General features: G+C 72.2%; 10 protein-coding genes. 5 read left to right on the top strand and 5 right to left on the bottom strand.

From position 1 onward, the window contains the following. Positions 1–225 precede the first annotated feature (225 nt). Complete coding sequence (locus HW445_RS01825; protein ID WP_180219262.1) at positions 226–1626, top strand: serine hydrolase; 1401 nt, start codon at positions 226–228, stop codon at positions 1624–1626. Between the two features lie 7 nt (positions 1627–1633). On the opposite strand, the gene HW445_RS01830 is transcribed toward HW445_RS01825, so the two are convergent. From HW445_RS01830 to HW445_RS01855, 5 genes are all read right to left on the bottom strand, one after another. Continuing rightward, a complete protein-coding gene (locus HW445_RS01830) occupies positions 1634–2086 on the bottom strand; it encodes a GNAT family N-acetyltransferase (RefSeq protein ID WP_180219263.1) in 453 nt (150 codons plus the stop codon). 41 nt (positions 2087–2127) lie between these two features. Continuing rightward, the gene (locus tag HW445_RS01835) at positions 2128–2610 is read right to left on the bottom strand and encodes an NUDIX domain-containing protein (RefSeq protein WP_180219264.1); all 483 of its coding nucleotides are present in this window, start codon (positions 2608–2610) and stop codon (positions 2128–2130) included. A gap of 69 nt (positions 2611–2679) precedes the next feature. Then, positions 2680–3798 (bottom strand): LysR family transcriptional regulator, encoded by a 1119-nt coding sequence (locus HW445_RS33120; RefSeq protein WP_257230768.1) that lies wholly within the window; start codon positions 3796–3798, stop codon positions 2680–2682. Between the two features lie 255 nt (positions 3799–4053). Next, entirely contained in the window at positions 4054–5274 is a 1221-nt protein-coding gene (locus HW445_RS01850) for a cystathionine gamma-lyase (protein WP_180219265.1), read from the bottom strand. 154 nt (positions 5275–5428) lie between these two features. Next, on the bottom strand, positions 5429–5806 hold the full coding sequence (locus HW445_RS01855; RefSeq protein WP_151773643.1) for a phage holin family protein: 378 nt from the start codon (positions 5804–5806) through the stop codon (positions 5429–5431). A gap of 59 nt (positions 5807–5865) precedes the next feature. On the opposite strand from HW445_RS01855, the gene HW445_RS01860 reads away from it, so the two are divergent. The 4 genes from HW445_RS01860 (at position 5866) to HW445_RS01875 (ending at position 8220) form a co-directional block, all read left to right on the top strand. Continuing rightward, entirely contained in the window at positions 5866–6183 is a 318-nt protein-coding gene (locus tag HW445_RS01860; RefSeq protein ID WP_180219266.1) for a cupin domain-containing protein, read from the top strand. 190 nt (positions 6184–6373) lie between these two features. After that, positions 6374–6592, top strand: coding sequence for a DUF5326 family protein (locus HW445_RS01865; protein ID WP_180219267.1), 219 nt, complete (start codon positions 6374–6376; stop codon positions 6590–6592). Between the two features lie 376 nt (positions 6593–6968). Beyond that, positions 6969–7682: an IclR family transcriptional regulator C-terminal domain-containing protein gene (locus tag HW445_RS01870; protein ID WP_180219268.1), complete on the top strand. Its 714-nt coding sequence runs from the start codon at positions 6969–6971 to the stop codon at positions 7680–7682. Between the two features lie 100 nt (positions 7683–7782). Next, positions 7783–8220, top strand: a complete 438-nt coding sequence (locus HW445_RS01875) for an SsgA family sporulation/cell division regulator (RefSeq protein ID WP_180219269.1) — start codon at positions 7783–7785, stop codon at positions 8218–8220. The last annotated feature ends 166 nt before the right edge of the window (positions 8221–8386 follow it).

Below are 8386 nucleotides of genomic sequence, written 5' to 3' on the forward strand. Positions count from 1 at the left end.
TGCAGTACCGGCACCACGCCCGAGTCAAACGAATTTCGGCTGCCGCCCGGCCGTCGCCCCGTGGCCCGCCGCTCGTGCCCCCATCGGAGTTCCTGCGGCGCATGGCGCGACGGCTCGCGGTGGTCGCCGCCCGGGCGCGGGCGGTGCACCTGGCCTCCCGGGCACCGCTCGGAGCGCCGCGAATCGGGTCGCCACCGCCCGAATCCGTCTGATCCACTGAGTGCCATGACGACACCTCAGGAAGAGCACGCCCTGCTCCCCGCCACCCGTCGCGCGCTGCTGCACCGGATCGCCGTCGCACAGGCCGAGGGCCGGGCCCCGTCGCTGACCGCCGCGGTCGTGAGGGGCGGGGAGCTCGTGTGGACCGGGTCGCGGACCTCGGTGAACGGGCACGCGCCCGACGGCGACGTCCAGTACCGGATCGGCTCGATCACCAAGACCTTCACCGCTGTCCTCGTGCTGCGGCTGCGCGACGAGGGACGCATCTCGCTCGAGGACCCTCTGGAGAAGCACCTCCCGGGCACCTCGGCGGGTGGGGCCACCATCGCCCAGCTGCTCGCCCACACCGCGGGCCTGGCCGCCGAGTCACCCGGTCCCTGGTGGGAGCGGACGCCCGGATCGCTGCGTCCCGAACTGACCGACGTCCTCGGCGACGACCCGCTGCTGCACCCGGGCGGACGCCGGTTCCACTACTCCAACCCCGGTTACACGCTGCTGGGCGCTCTGGTGGAGGAGCTGCGGCAGGAGCCCTGGGAACGGGTCCTGCGCCGCGAGGTGCTGGAACCGCTCGGGCTCCACCGCACCGGCTCGGACCCGGTGGCCCCGCACGCGGGCGGCTGGGCCGTCCATCCGTGGGCCGACGTGCTGCTCCCCGAACCGGTCGAGGACCTGGGCCGGATGGCGCCCGCCGGGCAGCTGTGGTCGACCACCGAGGACCTGGCGCGCTTCGCCGTCTTCCTGGCCCGTGGCGACGACCGGGTGCTGAGCGCGTCCTCCGTCGCGGAGATGCGTACCCCCGCGGCGCCGCCCGAGCCGGGCGACCTGGCGGCCGGGTCCGGCTACGGGCTGGGGATGCAGGTCCAGCAGTGGGGTGGGCGCAGGCTGGTCGGACACTCCGGCTCGCTTCCCGGCTACCTGGCCAACCTGTCCATCGCCGTCGAGGACGACGTGGCCTCGGTGGTGCTGGTCAACTGCACCTCCGGTCTCTCCATCTCCACGGTGGGAGCCGACCTGGTGCGCATCGTCGCGGAGGCGGAGCCGCGGATCCCCGAGCCCTGGCGGCCCCTGCCGGAGGTCGACCCGGACGTGCTGTCACTCACCGGACCTTGGTACTGGGGCACCTCGCCCTTCGTGCTGCGCATGACGGCCGACGGCGGGGTCTCCCTCGACCCGATGGGCGCCCCTGGCCGGCGGTCCCGGTTCCGGGCCGCCGGGGACGGCTCCTGGATCGGCCTGGAGGGCTACTACGCGGGGGAGACCCTGCGTGCGGTCCGTGCGCCGGACGGCACCGTGACCCATCTCGACCTGGGCTCCTTCGTCTTCACCCGCACCGCCTACGACCCCGCCGCCCCGGTTCCGGGAGGCGTGGACGAGGAGGGCTGGCGCGGGCTCGGGCAGGAGGGGTGAGCCCTCGTCAGAGCTGGAGCTTGAAGCCGATGTGCGAGGCGGTGAAGCCGAGGCGCTCGTAGAACCGTCGGGCATCCGTCCGGGTGGCGTCGGAGGTCAGCTGCACCAGTTGGCACCCCTGCCGCCCGGACTCCTCGATCGCCCACCGGATGAGCCGGCTGCCCAGGCCGCCACCACGCTCGGCGGAGTGCACCCGGACGCCTTCGATGACCGACCGGGTGGTGCCACGGCGTGACAGACCCGGGATCACGGTCAGTTGCAGGGTGCCGACGACCCTCCCCGAGCGTTCGGCCACCATCAGATGCTGGTTCGGGTCGTCCGTGAGCCGCTTCAGCGCGGCCAGGTAGGGGGCGAGGTCGTCCGGTGTCTCGCGGTGGGCGCCGAGCGGGTCGTCGGCGTACATGGCCACGATGGCCGGCACGTCGTCCGTCTCGGCCGGGCGTATGAGGAGATCGTCCATGCCGGCACCCTAGGGCGTCGGCAGCGAACCCGTCGCCCGGATCAGACCAGGTCCGCGGCGTGCAGGGCGCGGACGCCCTCGATGTTGCCGTCCAGGTAGTGCCGCAGGGAGAGCGGCACGAGATGGACGGAGGCGATGCCGATCCGGGTGAACGGCACCCGCACGATCTCGTACTCCCCGGCCGGCTCCTCGACCTCGGGACCGTGGCGGAGGGAGGGATCCATGGACTCCAGGCGGCAGACGAAGAAGTGCTGCACCTTCACACCGGTCGATGCCTCGTCCGGGCCGATGTGCTCCACCGTGTCCACGAAGCACGGGATGACGCCCGTGATCTTGGCGCCGAGCTCCTCGTGCACCTCGCGGTGCAGTGCCTCGACGACGGTGGTGTCCTCGGGCTCCACCCCGCCTCCGGGAGTGACCCAGTAGGGGTCGACGCCAGGCTTGGTTCGCTTGATCAGAATGAGATCGGGGCCGTCCAGCAGGACGGCGCGGGCGGTGCGCTTGACCACGGGGCGGACGGTCATGGGGGGAATCTGGCCCGCGATGTTCCACGTGAAACATCCCCCACGGCCATTCGCCCAGGACCGCGGCTCTCAGGACCAGGCCGAGGCGGCCCGCTGCAGCCGCTCATGGGCCCGGCCGATGTGGGGCAGGCCCAGGGTTCCGGTACGCACCACCAGGAAGTACGTGCGCAGTGGGGGCACGTCGGGTTCGTACAGGGAGACCACGGTGCCCTGCTCCAGGGCGGGGGCGCACAGGTACCGCGGCAGGACGGCGAGTCCGGCGCCCCGCACGGCGCAGGCCAGCACGGCGCGAAGGTCCGGCACCACCACCGCGCCGGAGGCGGCGGTCGGCCGGGCGTCGAACACGGAGGACCAGAAGCGCGAGACGAACGGGAGCGACTCGTGCACCTCGACCACGGGCAGCCGGTCCAGCCTGGCGCGGACCTCCTCCGGTGACAGCGGGACCGGCGGCACCGAGGGATCCCCGGACGCCCTGCCAGGTCCCCCGGATGCTCCGGCAGTGCCCTCGGATGCTCCGGCAGTGCCCCCGGAGGCTTCGGCGGGGCCGTTGGGCTTCCTGGTGGGGTCACCGGGCGCCCTGGTGGGGACACCGGGGTTCCCGGGCGTCGTGGTGGTGCCGTGGGCGGATCCGATGCCGGGCCGTGCGCCGTCGGTCGTAGCTGCCGCGGCGGCCAGGGCGGGAGCGGCGACCAGCACATGCTCCTCGTCGCACAGCGGTGTGGCGTTCAGCAGGGCGCCACGGGGGCGGGCGGTGGTCACGGCGAGGTCGTAGTGCCCCGCGGCCAGCCCTTCGAGGATCTCCTCGTCGTTGCCGAACGAGGCGCGCAGGGGCGGGGGCGGGCCGTCCTCGCCGGTGGGACCGATCAGCGCGGGCAGAAGGCGTTCCGCCACGAACTCCGGTGGCCCGGCCAGGTGGAGGGTCCGGGAGATGTGCTCGTCGAGGCCTGTCTCGGCGATCCCCACCAGGGCGTCCAGGTGGGGCGCCGCCTTGTGGGCCAGTTCGTCGCCGATGGTGGTGGGAACGACTCCGCGGGCCCGCCGCAGGAAGAGCGGACGGCCGAGCTGGCGCTCCAGCGTGCGGATCTGCGAGGTCACGGCGGGCTGGGAGAGCCCCAGGAGCGCTGCGGCGCGCGTGAAGGAGCCGGCCCGGTGCACCGCCACGAAGGTACGGAGCAAGGCCAGATCCATGGACGCCCCCCTCGGCATTCCAGGACGGTACGGACCGCCCGCGGCGGCCCGTCGGAAGCGTACAACTATAAATATGTCGATAGGTCTCTGTCGTTCCAGTGATTGGACACTGACACAGAGTCAACTAGCCTTGGTCGCGCGGCGCGACCGGGGGGTCGTGCGGCAGGCCGACGGCCCGGTCCGAGCCACGAGGGGGGAGGCTCGGACCGGGGCCGTTGGCGTGCTGGTCGGGCAGGCCCGGCAGCGGGCGGGGGGTCAGGTCCCGGAGGCCGGCCGCGCGGCCTCGTCGAGGGCTCGCAGCACGTCCGCCACCAGGTCCTCCGGGTCCTCGGCACCCACCGAGAGACGGATGAAGCCGGCGGGCACCGCGTCCCCGCCCCAGCGGCCGCGCCGCTCCGCACTGGACCGCACACCGCCGAAGCTGGTCGCCTCGTCCACCAGGCGCAGTGCCGCCAGGAAGCGCTCCGCGTGCTCGCGGCCGGGGAGGGTGAAGGAGACGACGCAGCCGAAACGGCGCATCTGGCGGGAGGCCACGGCGTACGACGGGTCCTCGGGCAGCCCCGGGTAGCGCAGGTCGGTGACCTCCGGGCGCTCCTCGAGCGTCCGGGCCAGGGTGAGGGCGGTGGCCGCCTGCCGGTCCACCCGCATCTGGAGGGTGGAGATCGAGCGGTGCGCCAGCCACGCCTCCATGGGTCCGGGGATCACCCCGACGATCTTCCGCCACCGACGGACCGCGTCCATCGCCTCGCCGCGGGCGCCGGTCACGTAGCCGAGCAGCACGTCCCCGTGTCCGGTGAGCTGCTTGGTCCCGCTGGCCACCGAGAAGTCCGCGCCCAGCTCCAGCGGCCGCTGACCGAGCGGCGTGGCCAGGGTGTTGTCGACGGCCACCAGGATGCCCCGGGCGTGTGCCTCCTCGGCGAGCCGGCGCACGTCGCAGACGTCAAGGCCCGGGTTGGAAGGCGTCTCGATCCAGAGCAGGGTGGCCCCGTCGAGGACCTCGAGCTGGGCGTCACCGCCGGTGGGCGCGGTGCGCACCTCCACGCCGAACGCCTCGAGCTGCGCCCGGACCAGGGGGAACACCTGGTAGCCGTCGCTGGGCAGGACCACCGTGTCACCGGAGCGGAGCTGGGAGAAGAGCACCGCGGAGATCGCGCCCATGCCGGAAGGGAAGACCAGGGTCTCCACGTCGTCCCGCCCGGGAGCCTCGAGCTCACCGATGGCGTTCTCCAGCAGCGTCCAGGTGGGGTTCTCGTCGCGGCCGTAGGTGTAGGGACCGGTCGGTTCACCCGGGAGGTGGAAGTGGGCGGCGAAGACGGGGCCGGGGAGGGTCGGCTCGTACTTCACGGGTTCCGGCAGGCCGGCGCGCACCGCGCGGGTGCCGTCGCCCGTCCCGGAGCCGGTGGGACCCGTGCCGTCCGGGGCGGCGTTCCGTGCGCCGGTGTCCTGTGCCGAGGGCTCCGCGGCGGAGTCGTTCATGCGGCCCGTCCTTCCTGATGCTCACGTCCGGTGGCGGCCGGTCGGGGTCCGCCGCCCCCACTGTCTCAGGGCGGCCGGACCGGCGGGCGCACGGGTGGGAGCGGACAAGCAGGTCAGGGGGGCGGGACGCCGGGTGCCGGACCGGCGGGCGGGGTCAGTCCTTGTCGGGCAGGACCAGGTTCAGGGCCCAGGAGACGACCGAGATGACCAGGCCGCCCAGGACCGCGGTCCAGAAGCCCTCGACGTGGAAGCTCAGGTCGAGCTCGCCGGCGATCCACGAGGTGAGCAGCAGCATCAGGGCGTTGACCACCAGGGTGATCAGGCCCAGGGTGAGGATGAACAGCGGCAGCGTGAGGAGCAGGACGACCGGCTTCACCAGCAGGTTCACCAGGCCGAAGATCAGCGCCACCACGACCAGCGTCCATGCCTTCTCGCCGGTGCTGCCGCCGTCCAGGTTGATCTTGTCGATCAGCCACACGGCGACCGCCAGGGCACCGGCATTGGCGAGCGTCTTGACTAGGAAATTCATCATGTATCTGATCGTGGCAGAAGAGATCGATTCCGGTCCTGACCCGAAGGGTGAACGGGGCGATGAAAGCATTCCGGCTGGACGAACTGGAAGCGGAGCGGGCCGCCAACGAGGGCGCGTACCTGCAGTTCCTGCGGGAGCGGAACATGTCGGTGGGTCTCTACGCGCTGGACGCCGGTGCGCAGGACCCGCAGCAGCCGCACCACCAGGACGAGGTGTACTTCGTGGTGAGCGGGCGCGGCTGGCTCACGGTGGGGACGGAGACCACCGAGGTGGCGCGCGGCAGCGTGGTCTACGTCCCGGCCGACGTCCCGCACAAGTTCCACCACATCAGTGAGGACCTGCGGGTGATGGTGGTCTTCTCGCCGCCCGAGGGCTGACGGAGCCGGAGGGCGCCGACGGAGCCGGAGGACCGGGAGCGCCCGGGGGTCGGCCGTGTCCGGGGGGCGGCCGGCCCGACCCCTAGGGGGGCGGTCAGGGACGAACGAGGGTGCTCGGAGGCCCTGCCGGGCCCCTCGCACGCCTAGCATCGAAGACGTAGCGGACGACTTGCAGGGAAAGGGCTGGGCGATGCGTGAGATCTTCGCGGACGTGCCGTGGTGGGTGAAGTGGATCGCGATCCCCGTGATCGCTCTGGTCGTCTTCGGCGGCCTGATAGCGAGCGTGCTCGGCTTCCTGGTGGGTCTGCTCTTCAAGGTGCTGGTCTTCGTGGCGCTGGTGGGGGGTCTGATCTTCCTGGTGCGGAAGGTCAAGGGGTCGTCCTCGGAGTCCTCCGAACGGAAGTGGTAGCCGCTCCCGGGAGCGCAAGGGGCGGATCCCCCGTGAGAGGGAAGCTTCGCCCGCGGGGTGTATGCGGACGGTGACGGCCCGTTAGAGTCCGGAACTCGACGTGGGGGAGCCAGAGCCCCCGCGGGCGCCCCGCAATCGCCCGTGTTGCCCCGGCACGGGCAGCCTCCTCGCGCTCCGGGAGTGACCCTTGGCCACGGCCGACACCGCGTCCGCCTCACGACGCGCCCCCACCGTGCCCGCCCAGCCGACCCAGGCAGACCATGTGCCGGCCGCTGCCGCGAAGGAACGCGGGGGCAGAGGGGGCAGAGGGGGCGGATCCGCCGGACGGCCGGGCCAGGGACAGCCGGCGACGCTCATCGGGTCGGTCCAGCGGGCCATGCGGCTGCTGGAGACGGTCGCCGCGCACGAACAGGGGGCGCCGGCCAAGCAGCTGGCCCGGCAGACCGGGCTGGCCCTGCCGACCACCTACCACCTCCTGAGGACCCTCGTCCACGAGGGCTATCTGCGCCGCGACAGCGGGCTCTTCCACCTCGGCGACGCTGCCGAGCGGCTGAGCCGCAGGGTGGCCCGGCAGAGACGTCACAGCGCCGTCACCGAGACGCTGGCCCACTGGCACGGCGTCGTCGGGGCGCCGCTCTACTGCGCCCGGTACCGCGACGGAGAGATCGACGTCGTCGGCGTCGCCGATTCCCAGGAGCATCCCGCGGTCGACGAGTGGGCCGATTTCCGGTCCACCGGCCATGCGCACGCCATCGGGCAGTGCCTCCTCTCCCAGCTCGACGAGGAGGACCGGCGGGACCACCTGGCCCGCCATCCGGTGTGGTCACTGACCCCGTACACGGTCGAGGACGAGAGCGCGCTCCTGCGGCGTTTGGCGGCGGGCCGTCATGGGGAGCCAGTGATCGAGCGTCAGGAGTACGCGCTGGGCACGGTGTGCGCCGCGATCCCCATCAGGATCGGGACGATCGTCGCCGCGGTGGCCGTCTCGCTCCCCGCGCACCAGGCCGACCACCTGCTTCCCACGGCCCGTCGGCTCCAGGCCGAGATCACGCGCGAGCCCGCGGCCCTGGCCCTGTCTTTCAGTATCTGAAAAATCACTCCTTGTGATTCGCCGTGTACGTTCAGCAAGATGGCGCGCAGGGTCAGCAGGATGAGTCCCGGAAACCCGAGGACAAAAGACGGGGTAGGCGATGCGCGAGTCGGTGCAGGCAGAGGTCATGATGAACTTTCTCGTCTCGGACGAGCTCTCGTTCCGCATTCCGGTCGAGCTGCGCTACGAGACCTCTGATCCGTTCGCCGTGCGGCTGACCTTTCACCTTCCTGGTGACGCGCCGGTGACCTGGGCCTTCGGTCGGGAGCTGCTGATCGACGGTGTGGGGCGGCCCTGCGGGGACGGCGACGTACGGGTGTCGCCCGCCGACCCCGACATGCTGGGCGAGGTGCTGATCCGGCTCCAGGTCGGACGCGACCAGGCGCTGTTCCGCTCCGGGGCCGCCCCGCTGGTGGCGTTCCTCGACCGGACGGACAAGCTGGTGCCACTCGGCCAGGAGGGCGCGCTGGCGGATTTCGACGCCCACCTCGAGGAGGCGCTCGACCGCATCCTGGCCGAGGAGCAGAGCGCCGGCTGAGCTTGCCGCCGCTGCCCGTTCCGCATGTGTGAAGGAACGCTTCGGCCAGGTGTCCGGAGAGCGAGCGGTCCTTCCCCGCCGCACTCCGGACACCGACTCCCTCCCCCTGCGACCCCCGCTGGGATTCCCCGTGCGTTCTCCGTGCGTTTCTCCGTGCGGGCGTGGC

Origin of the sequence: Streptomyces sp. UH6, from assembly GCF_013421635.1 — a bacterium.
Classification (GTDB): Bacteria; Actinomycetota; Actinomycetes; order Streptomycetales; family Streptomycetaceae; genus Streptomyces; species Streptomyces abyssomicinicus.